The following is a 23,583-nucleotide window of genomic DNA, read 5'->3' on the forward strand; positions in this document are numbered from 1 at the left end:
GAGACCGGGTATGACCGAACACACTCTCACCGTGGCCGGGGTCGCCGTCGACACCCGCCACTGGATCGGCGGCGAACGCGTCGCCTCCACCGACACCTTCACCGACCTCTCACCGATCGACGGAAGCGTCCTGGGCGCGATCTCCCGGGGCACCGCGATGGAGGCAGCGGCCGCCGTGGCCGCGGCGAAGGCAGCCTTCCCCGCCTGGGCCGGAACCTCCCGCGCCGAACGCGCCCGCATCCTGCACGCCATCGCCGACGGGGTCGAGAAGCGCATCGAAGAGCTGTCCATCGTCGAAACCACCGACAACGGCGCGCTGTTGCGGTCGCACCGGCGTGGGGTCATGCCCCGGGTGGCGCACAACTTCCGTTTCTTCGCCGACTGGTTGCTCAAGCTGGAGCACGAGGACTTCGAGACCCGGGGGCACAGCAATCATGTGAGCTGGGATCCCGCCGGGCCGTCCGTGCTGATCACGCCGTGGAACGCCCCGCTCATGCTGGCCACTTGGAAGGTCGCCCCCGCGCTCGCGGCGGGCAACACCGTCGTCCTCAAGCCCGCCGAGTGGTCCCCGCTCACTGCCTCCCTGTTGGCCGACATCGCCGCCGAGGCCGGGCTGCCCGCCGGAGTGCTCAACGTCGTCCAGGGGTACGGTTCCGAGATCGGCGACGCTCTCACCTCGCACCCCGACGTGCGGCGGATCAGTTTCACCGGGTCCGTGCCGACGGCGAAGCGGATCGCCGCGTCGGCCGCCGCCAACCTGACGCCTCTGAGCCTCGAACTGGGCGGGAAGTCACCGCTGTTGGTGTTCGCCGACGCTGACCTGGACCTGGCCGTGGACCTCGCGGTGGAGCAGTACGACAATGCGGGGCAGGTGTGCCTGGCCGCCACCCGCATCCTCGTCGAGGAGTCGATCGCCGATGAGTTCACGCGGCGTTTCGCCGACAGGGCGGCTCAGCTCAAGCAGGGTGACCCGCGCGACGAGGCCACCGACATCGGCCCGAACATCCACCTTCGCCAGCTGGAGAAGATCGACGGCTTCGTGCAGCGGGCTCTGGTGGCCGGGGCGCGGGCGGTGATCGGCGGCCATCACAAGAACGGCCAGTACTACGCGCCGACGCTGCTCACCGACGTCGCCCAGGACAGTGAGATCGTGCAGGAGGAGGTCTTCGGGCCCGTCCTGACCCTCCAGACCTTCCGTGACGAGGACGAGGCGATCCGGCTGGCGAACGGCACCCGCTTCGGTCTGGCCGCCACCGTGGCCACCGGGGACCCCGAGCGCGCTGAACGCGTCACCGCACAGCTCGTCGCGGGCACGGTGTGGGTCAACTGCTTCTTCGTCCGCGATCTGCAGGCCCCCTTCGGCGGCTCCCGGCACTCCGGCGTCGGCCGCGAGGGCGGGACCTGGAGCTTCGACTTCTACTGCGATCTGAAGAACACCGTCACCGCACCGAAGGGGTGGAAGGACCATGGGTGAGATCGTCGGGGCGGGGCTGCTCGCCCACGTCCCCACCATCGTGCTGCCCGAGGCCGACCGGCTGGAGCTGAACGAGGGCAAGGAGATCACCCTTGTCACCGGACTTCACGAACTCCGCCGGGACGTCTTCGAACGCGACGACTACGACACCGTCGTCGTCCTCGACTCCCACTGGGCCACCACGGTCGAGTTCGTCGTCACCGCCCAGCAGCGCAGGGCGGGCCTGTTCACCTCCGAGGAGCTGCCGCGGGGCATGTGCAGGATGCCGTACGACTTCCCGGGGGATCCCGAACTGGCGTACAACATCGAGAAGTTCGCGGACAAGCACGGGACCTGGATCACCGCGATCGAGGACGAGTACCTGCCGATCTACTACGCCACCATCAACCTCTGGAAGTTCCTGGGGGAGGGGCTGCCCGACAAGCGGTGGGTGACCATCGGTGTCTGCCAGACCGGCGACATGGAGGACCATCTGAGGCTCGGCCGGGCGCTCGCCGACGGCATCGCCGCCACCCCCGGGCGCCGGGTGCTGCTCATCGCCTCCGGCGCGCTCTCCCACACCTTCTGGCCGCTGCGCGAGCTGCGCGACCACGAGGCGAGCGACCCGGTCCACATCTTCACGCCCGAGGCCCGTGCGGCCGATGGCGAGCGCATCGCGTGGTTCAAGGAGGGCCGTCACGACAAGGTCCTCGACACCATGGACGAGTTCTGGAAGTTCAAGCCCGAGGCGAAGTTCTTCCACTACCTGATGATGGCCGGCGCCCTCGGCGAGCAGGCCTGCGTGGCGCAGGCCCGGCAGTACGGGGAGTACGAGAACTCCGTCGGCACCGGCCAGGTCCACCTGTGGTTCGACCGTCCCGCCGAGGGCTGGACCGGCACCGGACTGCCCGCTCCGCGCACCCCTCACAGCCGTACCTAGTCGAATCCAGGAGTCCCAGCCATGCCCGAGTACCGCCGCATCCTCCTCGACGGTGCCGCCGTCCAGGTCACCGTCGACGGTGACGAACTCGTCGCCGGGGACGGCCGCCGCGTGAAGACCGAGGAGGCGCAGCACCTGCCTCCCGTGATCCCGTCCAAGGTGATCGCCGTCCATCTCAACCACCGCAGCCGGGTGGACGAGTTCGGGATCCAACTGCCCGACACGCCCACCTACTTCCACAAGCCGACGTCCGCCCTCAACTCCCACCAGGGCGCGATCGTCCGCCCCGAGGGCTGCAAGTGGCTCAACTACGAGGGCGAGGTCGCCATCGTCATCGGCAGGACCGCGCGGAACATCTCCCCGGACGAGGCGGGGGAGTACATCGCCGGCTACACGATCGCCAACGACTACGGCCTGCACGACTTCCGCGACACCGACGCCGGGTCCATGCTCCGGGTGAAGGGCTCCGACACCCTCTGCCCGCTCGGCCCGGGCCTGGTCACCGACTGGGACTTCCACGGCAAGAGCCTGAAGACGTACGTCAACGGCGAGGTCGTACAGGACGGTTCGACCGACGAGATGCAGTGGGACATGCACTACCTCGTCGCCGACATCGCCCGCACGATCACCCTGTACCCGGGCGACGTGCTGCTGTCGGGCACCCCGGCCAACTCCCGGCCCGTGCGGCCCGGCGACGTCGTGGAGGTCGAGGTCGAGGGCCTCGGCAGGCTGACCAACCACATCGTCACCGGTCCGACCCCCATCCGTGGCGACGTCGGCGCCCAGCCCACCGAGTCCGAGGAGGTCCTCTCCACCGCGCTCGGCGGCGACTGGGAGTTCCGCGGCATCCGCCCGCCCCGGCGCTGACGGAAGCCCATGAGACGGCGCCGCACCGGACCTGCCGAGCAGGGCGTCCGGTGCGGCCGCCTGCGCAGGTAGGGTCGCCCACATGAGCGAGTCCACCGACGCCCCCAAGAGCCGACCGTCACGCAAGCGCCTGCACTACGGCGAGGGACGCGAGGCCCTGCTGAACGCCGCCGTGCGGGTGGTCGCGCGGGGCGGCCTGCGCAAGCTCACCTACCGGGCGGTCGCCGAGGAGGCCGGGGTCACGCACGGCCTCGTGGTGCACCACTTCGGCTCGCGCGACGCGCTGATCGAGGAGACCCTCGCCCACACCATCCGCACCTCGCTGAACACCAGCGCGCTCGAACCGGGCACCGGCAAGGTCGCGGACTTCTCGGTCGGCCTGTCGGACATGGTCACCACGGATCCCGACATCCAGGCGTTCCAGTACGAGCTGCTGCTCGAAGCGCGCCGCCGTCCCGAGCTGCTGCCCCAGATCCGCGCGCTCTACGACGAGTACTTCGACGCCACCCGGCGCGAACTGACCCGGATGCTGCCCACCGGCGCGGACAAGGCACTGACCCGACTGGTCTTCGCCGCCCTCGACGGCCTCGTACTGCACCAGCTCGTCCTGGGCGAGCCCGAGGTCACGGATGCCGCACTCGAAGAGCTGCGCTCCCTGCTGAGGTTCCTCGACGCCGATGGTGACGCCGATGGTGACACTGCCGACCGTACCGCCGAGGACGGCTGAAAATCCCTCTGACCTGCATGTTCCAAGGCTCCGGACGTTCCCTGTCCGGAGCCTTTCGCCGTTCGGCGCCGTGATTTCGTTTGATCTCGTACGAGTAAAGAGTTGGTTACGCCCGCCGGAAGCATTGACGCAGCTTTCCAGATGGATAAGTCTCCCCTTCATGGCAGGGACCCGTCCGTGGCCGCCATGCATCCCCAGGAGATCCCCATGACCATCGAGGCTCCCGCAGCCGAGCTGCTTCCGTTCCGCGACCCCGACTACCGGGCGAACCCCGCCCCGTACTACGCCCGGCTCCGCGCCGAGGCGCCCGTCTACCGGCACCCGATCGGCGTGTACGTGGTGTCCCGCTACGAGGACATCGCGAAGCTGATCCGCAACCCCACCCTCAGCGTCCGCAAACTCGACTTCGGCGTGGCCGATCCGCTGCACGACACGGTGCTCGGCCAGGACGCCCCCGACCACACCCGGCTGCGCCGCATCACCAACCGCTGGTTCACGCCCAAGGCGGTGGAGGAGTGGTCCAAGGCGATGCAGGCGTCCGTGGACGCCGTGCTCGACAAGGCGGTCGAGGGAGGCGGCACGCTCGACGCGGTGGACGACCTCGCGCTGCGCTCGACCTTCGACACCATCTGTCACATCTTCGGTGTCGAGCCCGCGAAGATGCTGGAGATCCAGAAGGCCACCTACGACATCGGCCTGAGCCTCGGACCCGGCTCGGACGAGGAGGACTGGCGGGTCACCGGCGAAGCCTTCGAGTGGTACGAGCGGCACAACCGTGCCCTCGTCGACCACAAGCGCGCCCACCCCGGCAACGGACTCATCGACCACTTCCTCGCCGAGCAGGACGCGGGGAACATGACCGAGAACGAGGTCGTCTTCTCGATCCTGCTCTTCTTCGCCGTCGGTCACCTGGACATCAAGCACCTCATCGTGCAGGGCATCCGGCACATGGCCGAACACCCCGAGTACATCGGCATCTACCGTGACCAGCCCGAGGCGCGGCCCGGCTTCATCAACGAGGTGCTGCGCATCGAGACCCCCGAGCAGATGGTCTCCCGCCTCACCACCCAGGAAACGGTCATCGGCGACACGACCGTGCCCGCCGGCGAGGTCCTCATCCTGCTCATCGGCTCCGCCAACCGCGACCCGGAAGCCTTCCCCGACCCCGACCGCTTCGACCACGACCGGCCGGCCGCCGCGAGCCAGCACCTGGCCTTCGGCTCCGGGCAGCACGGCTGCGCGGGACAGGTACTCGCCCGCGCACAGGCCGACGTCGTCTTCACCACGCTGGTGAACCGCTTCAGCACGATCGAGCTCGCCGGTGAGCCCACCTTCACCCACACCGAGTTCCTGCGCAGCATCGCCCACCTGCCGATCCGGCTGCGCTGACCGCACGCCTGCCCGTCCCCCCCGTCCAGCACACAGCACAGCGCCACACCCAGGAGCCACCATGCGCGTCGAAGTCGACCTCAGGAAGTGCCAGGACCACGGCCAGTGCGTCTACGCCGCCCCGGACCTCTTCGCCCTCGACGAGCAGGGACGCCTGTCCCTGCGGAACCAGGCCACCGAGCTGTACACGGCAGAGGTGGACGCGGCGAACGCCGACGAGGTGCAAGAAGCCGCGGACGTCTGCCCGCTGCAGGCCATCGCCGTCCACGAGTAGCCGGCCATCGGCGTATCGCCGATGGCCGCCGGGCCGCCGGGGGTTTCCGTGGCGGCCCTCGTCAGTAGTGGGAGCGGCGGCGAAAAATCATCACCCAACCCCTTGCCATGTGGATAGTTCCCCCTCAGTATGAGGCAACTCGTTTGGCTCAAAACAACCCTCCCTCTCCTCCCCTCCTCAGGCAGGTGATCCGCGTGGACAGTCAAACGGTCCAGAGAAATCAGACCGTGCAGGACGAACCCACCGCTGGCCGACTCAAGCCCAACTCTCTCGGTGTACTGGGCATCCTCTTCTTCGTCCTCTCCGCGCAGGCCCCCCTGACCGGCATCGCGGGGGCCGTGCCCATCGCCGTCGCCATCGGCAACGGCGCGGGTGCGCCCGCCGCCTACGCCGGGGCCGGCGTCGTCATCCTGCTGTTCTCCGTGGGCTTCGTCGCCATGGGACGCCATGTCGTGGACGCCGGCGCCTTCTACACCTACATCGGCAAGGGGCTCGGCCGTCCCGTGGGCTCCGGCAGCGCCGGTGTCGCGCTCTTCGCCTACTGCGCGGTCCAGGCGGCCATGTACGGGCTGTACGGATCGATCGTCACCGGGCTGGTGGACCAGTACACCGGCTTGAACGCCCCGTGGTGGGTCTGGACCTTGGTCACCATGGCGATCGTCCAGGCCCTCGGCGCATCCGGCATCGAGATGGGTGCCAAGGTGCTGGCTGTGTTCGTTCTGGCCGAGTTCAGCATTTTGATCGTCTTCGCCCTGGTCACCCTCTTCAAGGGCGGCGGACCCGAGGGGCTCGGCTTCACCGACAGCTTCTCGCCGCACGCCGCGCTCCAGGGCGCTCCCGGCGTGGCCCTGATGTTCGCCGTCGCGTCGATGTTCGGCTTCGAGGCCACCGCCATCTACGGCGAAGAGGCGCGTGAACCGCGCAAGACGGTGCCCCGGGCCACGTACCTCTCCGTCGCCGTGATCACCGGCTTCTTCGCCTTCACCTCGTGGATGCTGGTCTCCGCCCACGGTGCCTCCCGCGCCACCGCCGAGGCGGGCAAGGCGCTGGAAAGCGGCGACGCCACGGCATGGGTCTTCGCACCGATCACCGCGCAGTTCGGCGCCTGGGTGGGCGACGTCCTGCCGATCCTCCTGGCGACCTCCCTCTTCGCCGGCATCCTCGCCTTCCACAACTCCGCCAACCGCTACCTCTTCTCCCTCGGCCGCGACGGCCTGCTGCCCCACGGGCTGACCGCGATCAACCGGCGCCACTCCCCGTGGGTGGCGGGCACCGCGCAGACCGTGATCTCCCTGCTGCTCGTCATGCCCTTCGCGATGCTGGGCAAGGACCCGGTGTTGACCCTCTTCTCGTGGTTCAGCGGGGTGTCCGTGCTGGGGATCATGCTCCTGTACATGCTCACGTCCGTGTCGGTGGTGGTGTTCTTCCGGCGCGAGCGGCTGGACACCCGCCCCTGGAACACTTTGATCGCCCCCATCCTGGGCGCGCTCGGCATCGCCGGTGCGATCTGGCTGATCCTCGCCAACTTCACGACCCTCATCGGCGGCGACTCGACCACGGCGACCTGGCTGGAGCTGACCGTTCCCGCGGTCCTGGTCCTCGGTGTCGTGGTCGCACGGCTGAGCAGCGGGCGGTCGGCCGTCACCGGCTGAGGTCCGCCGGCAGGTGTGGCCCGGCGCTCCGCGCGGGCCACACCTGCCGCCCCGCCCGCCTGAAGCCGGCTACCCATCGGCTCCCTGCGCCACGGTAAGTCGGCCGTGTACCGCGCCGACGACTCCCTGTGAGGGCGCTGGTTGTTGGCGCACCGGACAACAAGGACGGACATGACCACCGGATACGTCTGGCACGAACTCTTCGGCTGGGGCGACACCGGCAGCGGCGGGCTCTTCCCCGCCGATCCTGCCGCGGGGCTCCAGCCGATCGGCCACCATGTGGCACACGCCGACACCAAGCGACGGCTCCACGAACTCGTCGCAGTGTCCGGCCTGATCGACCATCTGGAACGTGTCGAGGCACGACACGCCACCGAGGAAGAGGTACTGCGGGTCCACACCCCCGACCATGTCGCCCGGCTGCGCCACGAGAGCACACTGCCCAAGGGCGGTGACGCCGGCGACGGCATCTCCCCGTTCGGCAAGGGGGGTTACGAGATCGCCGCGCTCGCCGCCGGCGGTGCGATCGAGCTGGTCGAGGCCGTCGTCGCCGGGCGGGTGGACAACGGCTACGCGCTCGTCCACCCGTGCGGTCACCACGCCCCGGCGCACACCGGCATGGGGTTCTGCATGCTCAACAACGCGGCGATCGCGGTCGCCCACGCCCGCGCCACGTTGGGGGTGGAACGGGTGGCGGTGGTCGACTGGGACGTCCACCACGGCAACGGCACCCAGTCCGTCTTCTGGGACGAGCCCGACGTCCTGACCCTCTCCATCCACCAGGACGGCTGCTTCCCGCCGGACTCCGGTCATCTCACGGAACGCGGCGGCCCCGCGGCGCCCGGCAGCGCGATCAACATCCCGATGCCGCCGGGCACCGGCGATTTCGGCTATCTCTACGCCTTCGAAGAGGTCGTTGTACCCGCCCTTCGCGCCTTCGCCCCCGAACTCATCCTTGTCGCCTCGGGTTTCGACCCCAACGCGATGGACCCGCTCGCCCGCCAGCTGGTGACCAGCCGCGGTTTCCGGGGCATGACCGAGCAGGTCCTCCAGGTCGCCGCCGAGGTCTGCGACGGCAGGGTGGCGATGGTGCAGGAGGGCGGCTACAGCCCCTTCTACGTGCCGTTCTGCGGGCACGCCGTCATCGAGACCCTGGCCGGCGTCAAGGTGCTGGACGACGCCCTGTTCCCGGTGGTCGGCGGGATGACGGGACACGATCTCGCGCCGCACCAGAAGGCGCTGGTCGACGAGGTCGCCGCGCTGGTGCTGCCCGCATGAAACGGTCAGCCCGCCGCGCCCGCCACCCGGTCGAGGAACGCGTCGACCAGGTGGCGGGCGTTCGCACGGGCCATCGATCCCAGCTCCCGGGTCCGGGCGAGCAACGCTTCGGGGTCCACGCCGAGTCGCACGCACTCCTCGGTACCGCCGAGTTCCAGATACCGGCGCACGGTCGTGGTCGTCATCTCCGGATGGAACTGCACCCCGAGGCTGCGTCCGAGCCGGAACGCCTGGGTACACACGGAGGTGCGGGCCACGCCCGCGGCGCCGGGCGGCAGGTGGCAGCGGTCGTAGTGCCACTGGAACCACGGGCCGGGTCCGATGAGTGCCGGGTCGTCGGTGTCTATCTCGACCCAGCCGATCTCCGGGTGCGGCGACGCCTCGACCGAGCCCCCGAGCGCGGTGGTCAGCGCCTGCGCGCCGAAGCAGACACCGAACACCGGGACACCGAGGCGGTGTGCCTTGCGCAACAGGGCCAGTTCACCGCCGATCCAGGAGCCGACGGCCGGCTCGTCGTAGACCGACCACGGGGCGCCGAGCGACACGATCAGGTCCCAGCCGTCGACCGCCGGGAAGTCGAAGGCCACGTCCGGCGCGTGGTGGCGGTGTTCCGGTACGACGGTCACGACGCTCAGCCGGTATCCGCGCTCGACGAGCCGGGCCCCGACCGGGCCGATGTCGGTCACGTGGTCGTGCTGGATGACGAGTGCGCGCACGGTGGGCTCCTTCCGGGGTCCACGGACCCGCCGGATCGATCCGCAAAACCTTGTTACGGCTGTGCCCACACCATATCGTTTGGAATCAAATAAAGTCCCCGGAGGTTCCGCATGCTGGACATCACCCACGAGGAATGGCTGCGCCGCGCCAAGGCGGTCGACCTGGCCGGCGCCCACCACATCGACGGTGTGGACGAGGGCGGGGGAGGGGCGACCTTCGCCGCCGTCTCTCCCCGCGACGGCCAGGTGCTGACCCAGGTCGCCGACGGGGGCACGGAGGAGGTGGACGCCGCCGTGGCCGCCGCCCGCCGTGCCTTCGACTCCGGCCCCTGGCCGCGCCTCGCACCGGCCGACCGCGGCAGGATCCTGCTGCGCGTCGCCGACCTGCTCGAAGAGCGCCGCGAGGAACTGGCGTTGACCGTCAGCCTGGAGATGGGCAAGCCGATCACGGACGCGTACGAGATCGAACTGCGCGCCGTCATCAACACGTTCCGCTGGTACGGGCAGCTCGCCGACAAACTCACCGACGAGTCGCCCCACACCGCCCCCGACGCCCTGGCGTTGGTCACCCGCGAGCCGGCGGGTGTCGTGGGCGCGGTGGTGCCGTGGAACTTCCCCCTGACGCTGGCCGGCTGGAAGGTGGCTCCGGCACTCGCGGCGGGCTGCACCGTCGTACTGAAGCCGTCGGAGAACTCCCCGCTCTCCGCCCTGCTGCTCGGCCGGCTCGCCACCGAGGCCGGCCTGCCGCCGGGTGTGCTCAACGTGGTCAACGGCAACGGCCCCGTCGCCGGGCGCGCCCTCGGTCTCCACCCCGGCGTCGACGTCCTGGCCTTCACCGGCTCGACCGCCGTGGGCCGTCACTTCCTCCACTACGCGGCCGACTCCAACCTCAAGCGGGTCTGGCTCGAACTCGGCGGCAAGTCCCCCAACATCATCCTCCCCGACGCCCCTGATCTGGAGAAGGCCGCCGCCACCGCCGCCTGGGGCATCTTCTTCAACCAGGGCGAGATGTGCACCGCCCCCTCCCGGCTGCTGGTGCACTCCTCGGTCGCCGACCAGGTCACCGACGCGGTCGTGGCGCGCGCCCGCGAACTGCGGGTCGGCGATCCGCTCGACCCGGCGACCGAGATGGGCGCCATGGTCGGCGAGAGCCACCTGGAACGGGTCCTCGCCCACATCGAGACCGGACTCGACGACGGCGCCCGCCTGCGCGTCGGCGGCGGCCGCACCCTGGCAGAGACCGGCGGCAGTTTCCTGCGCCCTACCGTCTTCGACCACGTGCACCCCGGCATGCGGCTGGCCCGCGAGGAGATCTTCGGCCCGGTCCTGTCCGTCCTCGCCTTCGACGACCTCGACGAGGCGGTCCGGCTGGCCAACGACACCGAGTACGGCCTCGCCGCGGGCCTGTGGACGTCCGACCTGTCCACCGCCCACCAGGTCGCCCGAGCGCTCAGGGCCGGAACCGTCTGGGTCAACTGCTACGAGGAGGGCGACCTGACCGTCCCCTTCGGCGGCATGAAGCAGTCCGGCAACGGCCGCGACAAGTCCGCCCACGCCATCGACAAGTACACCGAGCTCAAGACCACCTGGATCCAGCTGTGACCCGCCCCCTGATAGCGATCCCCGCCCGCTTCTCCGCAACCACCTCCGCACTGCGCTACGCCGCCGAGGTCAACGCCCGCGCCCTGATCGAGGCGGTGTGGCGGGCCGGCGGAGAGCCGGTGAGCATCCACCCCGCCCCCGGGGACACGGCCGGGCGTCTCGCCCGCTTCGACGGCGTCCTGCTGCCCGGCGGCGGGGACCTCGCCCCGCACCGATACGGAGCACAGGGTGTGCATGCCAGTGTCTACGACGTCGACGAGACCCAGGACGCCTTCGACATCGAAGTCGTCCGTCAGGCCATCGACTCGGGTCTGCCGCTGCTGGCGATCTGCCGCGGTCTCCAAGTCGTCAACGTCGCCCTCGGCGGCACCCTGGAGCAGGACATGGGCGGCCCAGACGGCGAGCACCGGCACGTCGTGCACCCCGTGGCGATCCAGCCCGGCACACTGCTGGAGCAAGCGACCGGCGCACAGAAGATCGAGGCATCCTGCTACCACCACCAGCGTGTCCACCATGTCGGCGTGGGACTCGCGGTCACGGCGCGCGCGGCCGACGGCACCGTGGAAGGACTCGAACTCCCCGGCGTCCATGAGTGGTTCACCGCTGTCCAGTGGCACCCGGAGGACACCGCTCACGAGGACCCCGCTCAGCAGGGCCTCTTCGACGCCCTCGTACGAGCCGCCCACGACGGACGCTGACACCGACATGGCACTCTTCGACAACAACCGGAGGGCAAGACCCCGGCTGGCCCCGGAACTCGACGACGTCGAACTGGGCCGGGTGCTCAAGGGCTTGGGGTCCTCCCGGGGACCCGGCCCGCAGGACCTCGCCATCGTCCGGATCGAGCAGTTCCTGCGAGACACCGGGCCCGACTGGGACCGCCGCGGCCACCGGATCAAAGTGCTCGCGCAGGCCGCTCCGGCGTTGGCCCGCCGGTGGCGGATGCGACGGCCGGGCGACCCGGACGCGCTCACCCTGGCCGGATGGGCCGAACTGGCCGCGGACCCCTGGGACGCCGTGGCGATATGCCGCGTCGCCGCCCAGGCACATCCCCGCGACCCGACGCCCTGGGTGGGTGCGCTGTCGGCGCTGCGGTCGCTGGGGCGGCCCAGCGCCGAACTCGCACCGGTCTGGGCGGAGATCCGCGCCCGTGATCCCTGGCACCGCGAGGCGCATCTGCAGATCCTGGGCCATCTGTCCCCCGAGGAGCAGGGCAGCCAGAGCGCGCTGCGGGATTTCCTCGACGACCTCTCCGTCGCCATGCCGCCGGACGCCCCGGCGGCGTGCCTGCCGTTGACCGCCGCCGTGCGGCAATACCACCGCGAACTCGACGGCGGGGGAGTCCAGGCGCTGGGAGCGAGCCATTACTGGGCGCAGCCGCACGTCGCACGGTTGGTGGATCAGGCGCTCGCCTTATGGCTGAGCCCCGGTCGTCTGCGCCAGGCCGGCGCGCTCGCCGACCTCGGGCTGCTCGCCTACTGCCTGGCCCGCGCGGGCCGCATGTCCGACGCCCGCCCTGTCCTCACCGCGATCGACGGCCGGGTGACGCCCTGGCCATGGGGCCACGAGGGGGATCCTCTGGAGCGCTACACCTTCTATGCCAGTCGCCTGTAGGCGTGGATACGGCGAAGGGGCCGAGCCGGTTCGGGCTCGGCCCCTCGGCCGCCTTGTCATGGCCGACGGCGCTCCGCGGCTTCGACGATGTTGGTCAGCAGCATGGCCCGGGTCATCGGTCCCACCCCGCCCACCGGCGGGGCGAGGGACCCGGCGACCTGCCCGACGTCCGGGTGGACGTCCCCGAGGATGCCCTCCACGGTCCGTGTGATGCCCACGGACAGGACCGTGGCGCCCGGCTTGATCCAGTCGGGCCGGACCAGGTGGGCCACGCCGGCCGCGGCCACGACCACGTCGGCGACCCGGGCGTGGGCCGCGGTGTCCGGGGTGGCCTCGTGGCAGAGGGTCACGGTCGCGTGCTCGGTGCTGCGGGTGAGCATCAGGCCGAGCGGGCGGCCCACGGTGATCCCGCAGCCGATGACGCAGAACTGCCGTCCGGTGATGGGTACTTGGTTGCGGCGCAGCAGGTCGATGATGCCGCGGGGCGTGCAGGGGAGCGGCGCCGGGATGCCGAGCACGAGGCGTCCCAGGCTCGTCGGATGGAGCCCGTCGGCGTCCTTGGCGGGGTCGATGCGCTCCAGTACGGCGTGGGTGTCGATGTGGGCGGGCAGCGGCAGTTGGACGATGAAGCCGGTGCACGCCGGGTCCGCGTTGAGCCGGAGCACGGCGGCCTCGACGTCGGCCTGGGAGGCGGTGGCGGCCAGTTCCACCCGGATCGACGCGATGCCGACCTGGGTGCAGTCGCGGTGCTTGCCGCGGACGTAGGAGTGGCTGGCCGGGTCGTCGCCGACCAGGATGGTCCCCAGGCCCGGGGTGACGCCCTGGGCCTTCAGCTCCTGGACCCGTGCGGCGAGTTCGGCCTTGATCTCGGCTGCCGCGGCCTTGCCGTCGAGCAGCGTCGCGGTGGTCATGGTCGTACGAACCTCTCGGGTCAGGAGAACACGACGGTGCGCGAGCCGGTCAGCACGACCCGGTCCTCGGCGTGCAGCCGCACCGCCCGCGCCAGGACGACCCGCTCGACGTCCCTGCCGATCGCGACCAGCTCCGGCGCGGTGTGCCGGTGCCCGACCCGTACGACGTCCTGCTCGATGATCGGGCCCTCGTCCAGGTCCGCGGTGACGAAGTGGGCGGTGGCGCCGATGAGTTTCACGCCCCGGTCGTGGGCCTGGTGGTAAGGCTTGGCGCCCTTGAAGCCCGGCAGGAACGAGTGGTGGATGTTGATGACCCGCCCCGACAGCCTGCGGCACAGGTCGTCGGAGAGGACCTGCATGTAGCGGGCGAGGACCACGAAGTCGACCTGATGCTCGGCGACCAGCCGCAGCAGTTCGGCCTCCGCCTCGGGCTTGGTGTCGCGGGTGACGGGGAGGTGGACGAACGGGATGCCGTACCGCTGTGCGACGGCTGCCAGGTCGGGATGGTTGGAGACGATCAACGGGATGTCGACGGGCAGTTCGCCCAGGTGCCACCGGTAGAGCAGGTCGACGAGACAGTGGTCGAACTTCGACACCATCAGGAGCGCGCGCCGCCGATGACTCTCCGGCCGCAGGGACAGGACGGGGTCGAAGCGGGCCAACCGCAGAAAGAGCTCGTCCCGCAGAATCTCGACGTCGACCTGTGGGGTCTCCAGGAGCACCCGGATGGTGAACGTGCCGGTGCCGGGATCGGAGAACTGGGCGCTCTCCAGGATGTTGCCCTTGGCCTCGGTGATGCCACCGGAGAGCGCGTGCACGATGCCCGGCTGGTCCGGGCAGCTGACGGTGAGGATGTAGCGCTGCATGGCTGCGGTGTCTCCCGGCTCAGGCCCGTACGCGGGTGCGCTCGGGGTCGTACACGGGCGTGGGCTTCACCGAGGCGTCGGCCTTGGAACCGTCGGCGGCCACCGCGGTCAGCGCGGTCCCCGACTTGACCGCGTCACGGTGCACGCGTGCGAGCCCCAGGGTGGCGCCGTCGAGGGCGGGGGAGGGCACGGCCATCGTCACGTAGCCGACGTCCCGTCCGTCCAGCTCCAGCCGGGCGCCCTCGGCGGCCTCGGGCGTGGTGTCCAGGACGACGCTGACCACGCGCCCCGGCGCGGTGCTCTTCTTGGCGAGCAGCGCGTCGCGGCCCTGGAAGGGGCCCTTGTCGAAGTCGACCGCCCAGCCCATCCGGCATTCGAACGGGGTGACGGTGTGGTCGTACTCCAGCTCTCCCATGATCATTCCGGCCTCGGTGCGGCAGGTCAGCAGGGCGATCGCGCCGGCGGCTTTCACCCCGAGGTCGGCGCCCGCGTCCAGAACCGCGTCCCAGAGGTCCAGTGCACGCTCGCGCGGCACCTGGATCTCGTAGCCGAGTTCGGCGGTGAACCCGATCCGGCTGACCTGCGCCCCGGTACCGGCGACCAGGACGTCCCGGACGAACGTGTAGTAGGGGAAGGCGGCGTTGGAGACGTCGACGTGCGTGAGCCGCTGAAGAACCTCGCGGCTGCGCGGCCCCTGCAGGGTCAGCACGGCGAACTCGTCGCGACGCTCGGTGACCGAGGTGCCCTCGGGGGCGTGCGCGGTCAGCGATTCCTGGGTGGCGGGGTTGCCGCCGGTGACGACCACATGGCCGGGCGCGAGGACGGCCACGGTCACGTCGTCGATCATGAAGCCGTCCGTGTCGACGACCACCCCGTAGGCGATACGGCCCTCCCCGAGCCCGCGGACGCTCCGCGAGAAGACGGCGTCGACGGTGGCGAGCGCGTCCTCACCCTCGACGTGCCACTTGTAGAGCATCGAGTAGTCCAGCGCGCCGGCCGCGGTGCGGAACGCCTCGTACTCCTCGACCGGGTCCGTGATGAACAGGGGCACGGCATGGCCGTAGACGTCCATCCACTCCTCGACGCGGTCGTCGTACCGCGGGGAGAACGGGGTGCTGCGCAGTCCTTCGGGCAGGGCCATGGGAACTCCAGTGAGGCGGAAGTAGTGAGGCGCTTCCGAGAATCTATCCACTCGGATAACTTGTCAATAGGATAGTTTCTCTTGCTAGGGTGCGCAGGGATGAGGAAAGGGGGGTGGATGACGGCCGAGACGGTGGTCGAGGAGGGGGCCGGCGGCCAGGACACCCGGCCCGGATACGGCCAGGGACGGGAAGCGCTGATGGCCGCGGCCATCAAGGTCGTCGCCCGAGGGGGCCTGCGGAAGCTGACGTACCGGTCCGTGGCCGCCGAGGCCGGAGTGACCCACGGCCTGGTCGTCCACCACTTCGGATCACGTGACGCGCTGCTCGAAGAGGCTCTGGGCTGGGCTGTGCGGCGCAGCATCGAGACGTCGTCGCTGGTGCCCGCCAGTGGCCGCCTGGAGGACTTCGCCGCGACGCTGGCCGCGTTCATCGCCGCCGATCCGGATCTGCAGGCGTTCCAGTACGAGCTGAAGCTGGAGGCGAGACGCCGGCCCGAACTGCAGCCCTACGTCGAGGCGCTCTACGACGCCTACCGTGACGCCGTCCGCGACGCGCTGGCCTGCTTCGGCGTGTCCGAAGAGGCGGTGGAGATCGTCTTCGCGGCCCTGGAGGGACTGGTCTTCCACCAGGTCACCTCCGGCGATCCGGGCCGCACCGAGCAGGGTGTCGAGGCGCTGCGCGGCCTCCTCGCGGCATACCGGCGGCAGACGCCGCCGTAGGCATTCGGCGCTCCATTTGGTGGACGGGAAAGCCGGACACGACAGCGACAGGACCGGTCATGGCAGGTCTCACAGGCTCCCCCGACGTGGGACCGCGCTCGCCCGCCTCCGCCTCGCCGCCCACGCCGCACAGCGCGACCGCGGTGCTGGACGACGACATGCGGTTCGTCGGATGGAGCCAGGAGGCCGAGGAGTTGTTCGGTCACCGTCCTTTGGAGGTACTTGGCCGATCCGTCGGCGAGATCCTCGCGGACGCCGAGACGGGTGTCGGGCTGTCGCCGACCGGTGACGCGCGAGCACAGGAGATCGGGACCCGATCGGTGCGCCGTCGTGACGGACGCGTCGTGTCCGCCGCCCTGACCCTCAGCCCGCTGTCACACGGCGTCACCGGGCCGGCATGGCTGGTCGTGGCGAGCGACGCGGAACTGCTGCGCCGCCAGTCCGTCGACCGGGCCGTGCCGGCGGGACTGCGGTGCGACTCGCCCGTCCAATTGGTCGTCTACGACACCGATGCCCGCGTCCGGTGGATCAACACGGCCATCGAGAAGCAGTTCGGCGTGACCCTGGCGGAGGTCGTCGGCAGGTTTGTGAGGGACATCCTTCCCCAGGGCTTCGTACTGAGCGAGGACGGCAGGCAGTCCACGGACGTCGAAAGGATCATCGAGCACGTTCTGCGGACGGGTGAGCCGATGGTCGACGTCCGCTACCACAGCCCGACTCGTCTCGATCCCCATCGCGAGCACGTCTGGACCTGTTCGTACTTCCGGTTGCAGGACGAGAGCGGACGGACGATCGGGGTCTGCGAGGCCGGCCTCGACATCACCGACCGCTATGTGGCACGGCGGCGACTGGCCCTGCTCGGCCGGGTGAGCGGCAGCATCGGCAAGACCCTCGACATCCGGCGCACAGCGGGCGACCTTGTGGAGCTCGTGGTCCCCGAGTTCGCGGACGCGGCCACCGTGGACCTCCTGGAACCGGTATTGAGGGGTGAGGACCCCCCGCGACGGGACCCCGGCGCCGGTACACCGCCCGGACTGTGCCGGGTCGCGGAGCGGCAGGCACTGGGCGTGGCGGCGGGCGGCACGGAAGCCGGCACCTCGGAGGCCACACGCCTGCGCTGCCTGACCGACGCCGGACCGCTGACCGATCCGGCGACCGGCGCACTCGTCGTTCCACTGGAGGTCCGGGGCGCCCTTCTGGGCGTGGTCACGTTCGTACGGTCCGAGTCGCGCGTCTTCTTCGACGACGAGGAGATCGAGCTCGCCGAGGAACTGGTCTCCCGTACGGCGGTGTGCGTGGACAACGCCCGCCGGTACACACGGGAACACATGACCGCACTGCTGCTGCAGCGTGACCTCCTGCCCCGGGCCCTGCCCCGTCCGGCCGGTGTCGAGATCGCCCACCGCTATCGGCCCGCCGCGGGCACCGTGGGCGTCGGAGGGGACTGGTACGACGTCATCCCGCTCTCCGGCGCACGTGTGGGGCTGGTGGTCGGAGACGTGGTCGGACACGGCTTGGGCGCGGCCGCCACCATGGGCCGCCTGCGCACCACGGTGGCCGCCCTGGCGGCGCTCGACCTCGCGCCCGACGAAGGTGATGCGGCATCTGGTCGAGGGCGTGTGGGGGCCTGGGACTGCTGGGAGAGTGGCACGTCCCGGTGAAGTCGTCACTGTTTCGGGCCCGGCAGCGGCTGTCCGGAGCCGCTGCGGGTGCTGTTCACGACGACCGCCAAGCCGATGGGCACCGAGCCCACCCCGGGCCGCGCCTGATGGCGGTGGACACCACCTGCTGGGACGTGGCCGACAGCGCGGCCAACGAGGCCGTCTTCGGCCGTCCCGGAAACAGCCGCGGTCACGACAAGTTCTCCTTTCCCGAGGCGCGGATGGCCAATTCGAGTGAACGCCCCTGGCGATGCGCGTCACGCAGTTGATTCACCCTAGGGCGCCGGGTGTTGAAACAACTTCTCCGCGGCGAATCTCGTGGTCAGACGCCGGTTGCTCGCTACCGGTGCACGATCAGGGGAACGTCCGTGAGGCTGCTCAGGCACAACCTCAGGCGTGCGGCTCGGCTTGGCGCCCGCCCTCGCTCTGCTGACGTTCCCCGTTCTCCGAATCGGTTCGCTATCAGTTCACTCGATTCGGCCGAATGGTGCCGAAAACCAGAGGAGACCTGGGTGGAGTTCAACAGCGGCACGCGCCGTGGTGAGGGTTCCGTGGCCTTGCGGAACAAGCGTTCAAGTGGAAGAAAGTGGATGGGGCTGCTGGCGTTCGGGCTTGCCCCGCTGGTGGTGCTGACGGCCCCCGGCTCCGCCTCGGCGGCCAGCACGGTCTGCCTGCAGAATTCGGATGGTTCCCAGGCCGACATCGTCGGCAACTCGTCGACCCCCAACAAGACGCTGTCGGTGACCACGCAGCAGGCGCGCAACACCTGGCAGGACTGGGTGTGGCGGGGTTCGCGACACGGCTTCAAGACCCAGTGCCCCTGGAACTCTCCCGCCCCCTGCACCTACCAGTGGCAGAAATCGCACACCACGGGCTGGCAGTGGTCGGCCGGCCTCGACATCAAGGTGCCGAGCGGCCTGAGCAAGTTCCTGAACTCGCTCGCCACACTCACCCCCTCGTACGGGCGCAACGGCTCCACCACCACCGCGTTCACCTTCACGACCAGCGTGTCGCCGGGGCAGTTCGCCGAGCCGATCCAGGTGGTGGAGCGCCGCTGGACGCAGGGCGTCTACCAGGGCATCTACCACTCCACCGGGAAGCGCTGCACGCCGTCCCCGAGCAACCCCAACCACAAGGCCTGGCAGTACACCTGGTCCAACGAACGCTGGGGCAAGTGGACGACCAACGTACGCGTCAGCGACTACGGGACGTACCACCTCTGGAAGTGACCCCACCCGGTCGTGACCGCGTCCGGTCGTGTCCAGGGCGCAGGGGCATCCCGCCGACCGGCGGGATGCCCCTGCAGCCCCAAGACCCCCCGATCCACCCGAGCAGGAGGACCTCATCCCATGACGGTGCGTCGTTTCTCCCGTGCCGCCGCCGGATCGATCGCGGCGGTCGCGTTCGGGCTGCTGACCGCCTGCGGCACTACCACTGACGCCGTGCCCACGCCCTCGCCTGCAGGTGCCGCCGCCCCTGCCGTCGCCGATTCGGTGAAGACGGCGTCGCCGTCGCGCCTGTGCAGCGTCCTGACCGTCGGCACCGCCAAGCAGCTCGTCGCCGAGGCCCGGCCTACCGCCCGGGTGAGTCCCGGCAAGGGCGACACCTCGGACATCTGCCGTTACGCCTCCGCGGACGGAAAGTCGATGCTCTCCCTCGGCCCTGCCTCCCGCGCCTACGACGCCGAACTGTCCGCCGCCCACCACCAGATGGCGAACCCGGCCTCGGACGGAATGCGCGACGTGCGGATCGACCCGGTGAGCGGCCTGGGCCTACATGCCTTCCGGAAAACCGCCCACCAGGTGAAGGCGCGTCGGCACATCACCCTCGTCGTGTGGAACGCGGGAGCTCGCACCTGGGTTCTGACCTTCGCGACCGCCGCGAACACCTCGACGACCCCGGCCACCGTGTCGGAAGACAAGGTGCTCCAAGTGGCCCGATCCATCACCTCGAAACTGCCTGCCGGTGAGTGAGCCCTGATCGGTCACGGATGGTGCCCGCACACTTTCCGGTACGCCGTGTCCGGCGCGTACGTCTGCCACTGGGCTTGGGTCAGCGATGTTCCCGCTCGGGCGCACACGCGCCGGATCGCCTGGGCGGGGTCGATGTCGTAGCGGCGCAGCGGAACGTGAGCGCTGCTCGTGAACAGCGTACGGCTGTCCGCGCCGAAGGCGAGGGAGCTGATCGCCTCGCCGGGGGTCGGCAGGCCTCCGCCGAGGGGCTGCCGGGTCGTGATGTCCCACAGCTGGAGCGTTCCCGCGTCGCCGCCGACGGCGAGGGTGCGGCCGTCGGGGCTGAGAGCGAGGGCGCTGACGGCTTCGGGGATGTCGGTGTGTGAGTCGGGGAAGACGTTGCGCAGGATCCCGGCGCGGTGGCGCAGTTCGCCGTCCCAGAGGCCGACACGGCCGGTGAGGTCGCCCGCCGCCAGCAGGGAGCCGTCGGCGGAGAAGGCCAGGGCTCTGACGCCGTCGCCCTGGACCAGCCGCAGCGCCCTGCTGCGGCGGGAGGGGAGGAAGGAGGCCCGGTTGTCGCCGACGAGAAGGCGGCCGTCAGGGCGGACGGCGAAGTCGTCGCTGTTCAGTCCCGCCACCTCACCGGTTCTGGTGCCGCGCCCGGTGTCCCATGTCTCGTCGGTCGACGCCACTCCATGGTTCAGGTGGCTGGTCTGACGAGCGACGTACAGGACGCGGCCGGCGGGCCCCAGGCGGAGGGAGAACGGCCCCGGGGCGCCGGCCGTCGGCGCCAGGTCCAGTGTGCTCAGGGCACGGTCGCGGCGCAGGTCCCAGACGGTGGTCCGCTGCGTAGAGGTCTCCTGCTGGACGGCCGACAGGCCGTACGCGAACGTCGCGCTGTCCGGGCTGAAGGTCATCAGGGGCTGGACGTACCGCGCGACAACGGGACTTGCGGGGTCCCGCGACACGGGCAACGGTACTGACGGCAGGATTCGCGTCACCCGTCCGTCGTGGGTGTCGCGCAGTTCGAAGCGGAAGCGGGTTCCCTCGCGTCGGACGGTGGCGAGGGTCCGGCCGTCCGGCGCGAGCAGGACACGGTCCATGGCCCGCGCGTCCCACGCGGGTGTCGTGGCCGTGGTCGTGTCGAGCGAGTGGACGACACCGCCTTCCAGGTAGCGGAGGGTGGAGTGACCGGGGTCCCAGGCGAGGGTGCCGTAGAGGTGCTGGTCCTCGACGGTGTGGCGGAAGACGGGGACTTGGGGAGCCGACAGCCGCCACACCGTGATCTCCTTGCCGTTGGTTGCTGCCAGGAAGGCTCCGTCGGCACTGAGGACGGCCGTCTTCACGTCCGGTGCGTCGAGCTTCGCCACCTCGCGTCCGGTACGGGTGTCCCAGACACGTACACCGGCCGCGAAGACGGCGGCGAAGCGGTGGCCGGCGTCCGAGTTTCCCGCGCCGAACACGATCCGGGAGTTCTCGTCGTCGCACAGGCCGCTGACCTTCTGCCAGGCGCCGGGGAGGGGCCGAAGATCCGCCGTTTCCCAGACCTGTGGTGACTTCCCGGCGGGGCAGACGGCGACCTGCCGGTCGTCGGGACTGGGGGCGACTTCGGTCTCGTCCGGTGCCCGGGTCTCGAACAGCACTCTGCCGTCGGCGACGGAACGCAGCTGCACGCGATCGTCGTCCACTGCGCTGACCAGGTAGCTGCGGCCGCCGACGCCGAAGGCGACGGTCGTGGTGTCAGCGGGCAGGGCGCGGGGATCCCCGGTCCAGCGGCCGTGCGCCGTGTCCCAGAGCCGCACGCCGGCGTAGGTGGAGAGCGCGAGGACGCGGCCGTCGGGACCGGCGGCTTCCACCTGGGCGCCGGCCGGCAGCCGTCCCGATCCGGTGCGGCGGTGGGTGGCCACGTCCCAGGTCCGCCAGGTCCGGCCGTCGGCCGCGAGCAGGGTATGGCCGGCATCGGCCAGGAAGTCGGACGCTCCGTCGACCGGTGGGGGACCGGCGAAGGCGTCCAGCTCGGGCTGGGCGAGGGCGCCGAGCAGGGCGCGGCGGGACTCGGGCAGTGGCGAGATGCGCCAGGCCGCGGCGCCCAGCAGCATCGCGGTGCGCGGGTCGGTCGTACGCAGCGAGTCGGCGACGTCGGCCACGCGGCGGGCGGCGGTGTCGGTGCGCTGCCGGTCGCCTGCGCGGGCCTGCGTCCAGGCGACCAGGCCGGACACCAGGGCCACGACGAGGAGTGCCGACAGCGAGCCCAGCAGGATCCGGGAGCGGCGGACGGCTCTGGTGGCCGTACGGCGTTCCGCGTCGCGGGCCTGAAGGGCCGCCGTGAGAAACTCGCGCTCGGCCGCGGTGAGTGCGCTGTCCTGGGCGAACAGCTCCTCCGCCCGGTCGAGACGGGTGCCCCGGTACAGGGCGCCCAGGTCGCGGTCGGCCTCCGTCCAGGCGTGCGCGGCCTCGGTCAGGCGCCGGTGGTGGCGCAGCCGTTCGCGGTCCTCCTCGAGCCAGCCGGCCAGGCGGGGCCAGCAGGTCAGCAGGGCCTCGTGGGCGAGCTGGACGCCGTCCTCGTCGGTGGTCAGCAGCCTGGCGCGGGCCAGTTGGTCGACCACCGTGGCCACCGCCGGGTCGACCCATTCATCGAGTTCGGCGCGGGTGAGCGGGCGCCGTGTGTCGGGTGCGTCCCGGCCCGGTTCGACCATGCGCAGCAGCAGCCGACGGGCGGCGGTCCGCGCCTCGGCGTCCAGTTGGCCGTAGACCTTCTCGGCGGTCGCGGCGATCGCGCCGCGCACCCCGCCGGCCGCCTCGTACGCCGCCACGGTCAGGGTGCGGCTTCGGCGCCGCTGCCAGGTCTCGAGCAGGGCGTGGGAGAGCATCGGCAGCCCGCCGGGCTCGGCCAGCACCTCGTCGACCAGCCGGGCGGTCAGCTCGCGCTCGACCAGGAACCCGGTCGCGGCGGCCGGCCTGATCACCGCCTCGCGCAGTTCGGCGGCCGTCATGGGTCCCAGAGCCAGCGCGGCGCCGAGCAGCGCATCCGCCAGGCCCCGGTGCTCCAGACACCGCGGATAGAAGTCCGCCCGTACGGAGATCAGGACCCGCAGACGGGAGCCCTTGTCCCGCGCGGCCAGCAGGAGGTCGATGAAACGGGCCCGCTCCTCGCGGTCCCGGCACAGAGTGAACAGCTCCTCGAACTGGTCCACCACCACCCAGCTCTCCGGTCCGTCCACCGCCGGGGCGAACAAGTGGCCCCAGGTGGTGGAGGGCCGGGGCCCGGGGGTCAGGATCCGCAGCACCGCCGGGCTCGCCCCGCCGGCGATCCGCTCCCGCAGCCGGTGAATCAGCCCGGCGCGCAGCAGCGAGGACTTGCCGCTGCCGGATGCCCCGAACAGCACCGCGAGCCGGTGGTCGCACACCAGCCGCTCCAACCGCTCCACCGCCTGATCACGGCCGAAGAACAGGTGCCGGTCATCGGGTTCGAAGCGGGCCAGGCCCCGGTAGGGCGGGCAGACATCCTCCGGCTGCGCCCGCAGGGCCCGAGCGGCGGCCGCCTCCGCCTCCTTCCACCGCGGCTCCCACTCCACGGGGTCGCCGCCGCACGCCCGCACATAGCCGCGGACCGTGTCGAGCGACGGCAGCCGTTCCCCGGCCGCGGCCCGCGACAGCGACGTCGTCGAGATCCCGGAGGCCGCCGCCATGGTCCGGTACGGCGGGCTGCCCGCGGCCCGGCGTAGTTCGCGCAGCTCGTGGGCGAACCGCTCGACCGGTCCGGCCTCCGGATCCAGAGCTCTTTCCGGACGTCCCACGGGACCACCTCCTGCTGCTTCGG

General features: G+C 70.7%; 20 protein-coding genes. 15 read left to right on the forward strand and 5 right to left on the reverse strand.

Annotation, left to right across the window (positions count from 1 at the left end):
• Window positions 1-10 precede the first annotated feature (10 nt).
• The 8 genes from ACLZN2_RS18545 to ACLZN2_RS18580 all read left to right on the forward strand — a co-directional run bounded on the left by ACLZN2_RS18545 (window position 11) and on the right by ACLZN2_RS18580 (window position 8,580).
• Window positions 11-1,474 (forward strand): aldehyde dehydrogenase, encoded by a 1,464-nt coding sequence (locus tag ACLZN2_RS18545; protein WP_416979586.1) that lies wholly within the window; start codon window positions 11-13, stop codon window positions 1,472-1,474.
• Window positions 1,467-2,393, forward strand: coding sequence for a 3,4-dihydroxyphenylacetate 2,3-dioxygenase (locus ACLZN2_RS18550; protein WP_416979587.1), 927 nt, complete (start codon window positions 1,467-1,469; stop codon window positions 2,391-2,393). Before ACLZN2_RS18545 ends, ACLZN2_RS18550 begins: the two co-directional genes overlap by 8 nt.
• 21 nt (window positions 2,394-2,414) lie before the next feature.
• Window positions 2,415-3,260, forward strand: coding sequence for a fumarylacetoacetate hydrolase family protein (locus ACLZN2_RS18555; RefSeq protein WP_416979588.1), 846 nt, complete (start codon window positions 2,415-2,417; stop codon window positions 3,258-3,260).
• 82 nt (window positions 3,261-3,342) lie between these two features.
• Entirely contained in the window at window positions 3,343-3,987 is a 645-nt protein-coding gene (locus ACLZN2_RS18560; RefSeq protein WP_416979589.1) for a TetR/AcrR family transcriptional regulator, read from the forward strand.
• Between the two features lie 207 nt (window positions 3,988-4,194).
• A complete protein-coding gene (locus ACLZN2_RS18565; RefSeq protein ID WP_416979590.1) occupies window positions 4,195-5,376 on the forward strand; it encodes a cytochrome P450 in 1,182 nt (393 codons plus the stop codon).
• Between the two features lie 61 nt (window positions 5,377-5,437).
• Complete coding sequence (locus tag ACLZN2_RS18570; RefSeq protein ID WP_416979591.1) at window positions 5,438-5,650, forward strand: ferredoxin; 213 nt, start codon at window positions 5,438-5,440, stop codon at window positions 5,648-5,650.
• Window positions 5,651-5,844: 194 nt separating this feature from the next.
• A complete protein-coding gene (locus ACLZN2_RS18575; protein WP_416979592.1) occupies window positions 5,845-7,302 on the forward strand; it encodes an APC family permease in 1,458 nt (485 codons plus the stop codon).
• A gap of 171 nt (window positions 7,303-7,473) precedes the next feature.
• Window positions 7,474-8,580 (forward strand): class II histone deacetylase, encoded by a 1,107-nt coding sequence (locus ACLZN2_RS18580; RefSeq protein ID WP_416979593.1) that lies wholly within the window; start codon window positions 7,474-7,476, stop codon window positions 8,578-8,580.
• 5 nt (window positions 8,581-8,585) lie between these two features.
• On the opposite strand, the gene ACLZN2_RS18585 is transcribed toward ACLZN2_RS18580, so the two are convergent.
• Window positions 8,586-9,296, reverse strand: coding sequence for a type 1 glutamine amidotransferase (locus tag ACLZN2_RS18585; RefSeq protein ID WP_416979594.1), 711 nt, complete (start codon window positions 9,294-9,296; stop codon window positions 8,586-8,588).
• A 111-nt stretch (window positions 9,297-9,407) separates the two neighbouring features.
• Between ACLZN2_RS18585 and ACLZN2_RS18590 the strand changes: the two genes are divergently transcribed.
• From ACLZN2_RS18590 to ACLZN2_RS18600, 3 genes are read left to right on the forward strand one after another with little or no spacing between them, the layout of a single operon-like run.
• Window positions 9,408-10,898 (forward strand): aldehyde dehydrogenase, encoded by a 1,491-nt coding sequence (locus ACLZN2_RS18590; protein WP_416979595.1) that lies wholly within the window; start codon window positions 9,408-9,410, stop codon window positions 10,896-10,898.
• Window positions 10,895-11,596 carry a gamma-glutamyl-gamma-aminobutyrate hydrolase family protein gene (locus ACLZN2_RS18595; RefSeq protein ID WP_416979596.1) on the forward strand — a complete coding sequence of 234 codons (702 nt, stop codon included), beginning with the start codon at window positions 10,895-10,897 and terminating at the stop codon, window positions 11,594-11,596. Before ACLZN2_RS18590 ends, ACLZN2_RS18595 begins: the two co-directional genes overlap by 4 nt.
• A gap of 7 nt (window positions 11,597-11,603) precedes the next feature.
• Complete coding sequence (locus ACLZN2_RS18600) at window positions 11,604-12,512, forward strand: hypothetical protein (RefSeq protein WP_416979597.1); 909 nt, start codon at window positions 11,604-11,606, stop codon at window positions 12,510-12,512.
• Window positions 12,513-12,568: 56 nt separating this feature from the next.
• Here ACLZN2_RS18600 and ACLZN2_RS18605 read toward each other — a convergent pair whose 3' ends face one another.
• The 3 genes from ACLZN2_RS18605 to ACLZN2_RS18615 are packed head-to-tail and all read right to left on the reverse strand — an operon-like array spanning window position 12,569 to window position 15,430.
• Window positions 12,569-13,423 carry a bifunctional methylenetetrahydrofolate dehydrogenase/methenyltetrahydrofolate cyclohydrolase gene (locus ACLZN2_RS18605; RefSeq protein ID WP_416979598.1) on the reverse strand — a complete coding sequence of 285 codons (855 nt, stop codon included), beginning with the start codon at window positions 13,421-13,423 and terminating at the stop codon, window positions 12,569-12,571.
• Window positions 13,424-13,443: 20 nt separating this feature from the next.
• Entirely contained in the window at window positions 13,444-14,289 is an 846-nt protein-coding gene (purU, locus tag ACLZN2_RS18610) for a formyltetrahydrofolate deformylase (RefSeq protein ID WP_416979599.1), read from the reverse strand.
• 19 nt (window positions 14,290-14,308) lie between these two features.
• Window positions 14,309-15,430 (reverse strand): aminomethyltransferase family protein, encoded by a 1,122-nt coding sequence (locus ACLZN2_RS18615; RefSeq protein ID WP_416979600.1) that lies wholly within the window; start codon window positions 15,428-15,430, stop codon window positions 14,309-14,311.
• Window positions 15,431-15,547: 117 nt separating this feature from the next.
• Here ACLZN2_RS18615 and ACLZN2_RS18620 point away from each other — a divergent pair, with 117 nt between their 5' ends.
• The 4 genes from ACLZN2_RS18620 (at window position 15,548) to ACLZN2_RS18635 (ending at window position 19,784) form a co-directional block, all read left to right on the forward strand.
• On the forward strand, window positions 15,548-16,150 hold the full coding sequence (locus ACLZN2_RS18620; RefSeq protein ID WP_416979601.1) for a TetR/AcrR family transcriptional regulator: 603 nt from the start codon (window positions 15,548-15,550) through the stop codon (window positions 16,148-16,150).
• 59 nt (window positions 16,151-16,209) lie between these two features.
• The gene (locus tag ACLZN2_RS18625; protein ID WP_416979602.1) at window positions 16,210-17,811 is read left to right on the forward strand and encodes a PAS domain-containing protein; all 1,602 of its coding nucleotides are present in this window, start codon (window positions 16,210-16,212) and stop codon (window positions 17,809-17,811) included.
• Between the two features lie 590 nt (window positions 17,812-18,401).
• Window positions 18,402-19,040 carry a hypothetical protein gene (locus tag ACLZN2_RS18630; protein WP_416979603.1) on the forward strand — a complete coding sequence of 213 codons (639 nt, stop codon included), beginning with the start codon at window positions 18,402-18,404 and terminating at the stop codon, window positions 19,038-19,040.
• A gap of 120 nt (window positions 19,041-19,160) precedes the next feature.
• The gene (locus tag ACLZN2_RS18635; protein WP_416979604.1) at window positions 19,161-19,784 is read left to right on the forward strand and encodes a hypothetical protein; all 624 of its coding nucleotides are present in this window, start codon (window positions 19,161-19,163) and stop codon (window positions 19,782-19,784) included.
• Between the two features lie 11 nt (window positions 19,785-19,795).
• Here ACLZN2_RS18635 and ACLZN2_RS18640 read toward each other — a convergent pair whose 3' ends face one another.
• Window positions 19,796-23,560 carry a hypothetical protein gene (locus ACLZN2_RS18640; RefSeq protein ID WP_416979605.1) on the reverse strand — a complete coding sequence of 1,255 codons (3,765 nt, stop codon included), beginning with the start codon at window positions 23,558-23,560 and terminating at the stop codon, window positions 19,796-19,798.
• Between the last annotated feature and the right edge of the window lie 23 nt (window positions 23,561-23,583).

Origin of the sequence: Streptomyces sp. T028 (assembly GCF_048159505.1) — a bacterium.
Lineage (GTDB): Bacteria > Actinomycetota > Actinomycetes > Streptomycetales > Streptomycetaceae > Streptomyces.

Coding starts and splice junctions, on each gene's coding strand:
- ACLZN2_RS18545 (WP_416979586.1), top strand. CDS start 11: ATGACCGAACACACTCTCACCGTGGCCGGGGTCGCCGTCGACACCCGC.
- ACLZN2_RS18550 (WP_416979587.1), top strand. CDS start 1,467: ATGGGTGAGATCGTCGGGGCGGGGCTGCTCGCCCACGTCCCCACCATC.
- ACLZN2_RS18555 (WP_416979588.1), top strand. CDS start 2,415: ATGCCCGAGTACCGCCGCATCCTCCTCGACGGTGCCGCCGTCCAGGTC.
- ACLZN2_RS18560 (WP_416979589.1), top strand. CDS start 3,343: ATGAGCGAGTCCACCGACGCCCCCAAGAGCCGACCGTCACGCAAGCGC.
- ACLZN2_RS18565 (WP_416979590.1), top strand. CDS start 4,195: ATGACCATCGAGGCTCCCGCAGCCGAGCTGCTTCCGTTCCGCGACCCC.
- ACLZN2_RS18570 (WP_416979591.1), top strand. CDS start 5,438: ATGCGCGTCGAAGTCGACCTCAGGAAGTGCCAGGACCACGGCCAGTGC.
- ACLZN2_RS18580 (WP_416979593.1), top strand. CDS start 7,474: ATGACCACCGGATACGTCTGGCACGAACTCTTCGGCTGGGGCGACACC.
- ACLZN2_RS18590 (WP_416979595.1), top strand. CDS start 9,408: ATGCTGGACATCACCCACGAGGAATGGCTGCGCCGCGCCAAGGCGGTC.
- ACLZN2_RS18600 (WP_416979597.1), top strand. CDS start 11,604: ATGGCACTCTTCGACAACAACCGGAGGGCAAGACCCCGGCTGGCCCCG.
- ACLZN2_RS18605 (WP_416979598.1), bottom strand. CDS start 13,423: ATGACCACCGCGACGCTGCTCGACGGCAAGGCCGCGGCAGCCGAGATC.
- purU (WP_416979599.1), bottom strand. CDS start 14,289: ATGCAGCGCTACATCCTCACCGTCAGCTGCCCGGACCAGCCGGGCATC.
- ACLZN2_RS18615 (WP_416979600.1), bottom strand. CDS start 15,430: ATGGCCCTGCCCGAAGGACTGCGCAGCACCCCGTTCTCCCCGCGGTAC.
- ACLZN2_RS18620 (WP_416979601.1), top strand. CDS start 15,548: ATGACGGCCGAGACGGTGGTCGAGGAGGGGGCCGGCGGCCAGGACACC.
- ACLZN2_RS18625 (WP_416979602.1), top strand. CDS start 16,210: ATGGCAGGTCTCACAGGCTCCCCCGACGTGGGACCGCGCTCGCCCGCC.
- ACLZN2_RS18630 (WP_416979603.1), top strand. CDS start 18,402: ATGGGGCTGCTGGCGTTCGGGCTTGCCCCGCTGGTGGTGCTGACGGCC.
- ACLZN2_RS18635 (WP_416979604.1), top strand. CDS start 19,161: ATGACGGTGCGTCGTTTCTCCCGTGCCGCCGCCGGATCGATCGCGGCG.